Here is a 554-nt window from a genome sequence, read left to right on the forward strand (position 1 = left end):
GGTCGTCACCGGTAGCGCGCACCGCGAATCGGTCGAGGCGCAGCTGCCCGAGCTGCTCGTCGAGAACCTCGTGACCGAGAGCGAGCCGAAGGATTCCTCGGCCGCGATCGGCCTCGCCGCCGCGATCCTCGAGCTGCGCGACCCCGACGCGATCCTCGGATCCTTCGCCGCCGACCACGTGATCCGCGGCAACGTGCTCTTCGAGCGCGCCATCCGCACCGCCGTGCAGGCGGCCGACCAGGGGTACATCGCCACCATCGGCATCCACCCCTCGCACCCGGCGACCGGCTTCGGCTACATCGAGGGCGGCGCCGCCCGCGGCGACCTCGCCCCCTTCGACGTCTACGACGTCACCTCCTTCGTCGAGAAGCCCGACGAGCAGACGGCGCGCGACTACGTCGAGCACGGCGGCTTCCTCTGGAACGCCGGCATGTTCATCGCCCGGGCGACGGTCCTGCTCGATCAGATGGCGCTCGCCGAACCCGACCTCGTGCGCTCGCTGCGCGAGATCGCGGCCGCGTGGGGCACCGATCAGGCGGCCAGCGTGCGCGAGC

1 protein-coding gene is annotated in these 554 nt (G+C 71.8%); it reads left to right on the plus strand.

The window, feature by feature from the left end; translation table 11 throughout:
* Nucleotides 1–554, plus strand: a 554-nt coding sequence (locus IV04_RS24510) for a sugar phosphate nucleotidyltransferase (protein WP_037441821.1), incomplete at both ends; no start/stop codon positions are given.

This window comes from Serratia sp. Ag1, assembly GCF_000743355.1.
In the GTDB taxonomy this organism is placed as follows: Bacteria; Pseudomonadota; Gammaproteobacteria; order Enterobacterales; family Enterobacteriaceae; genus Chania.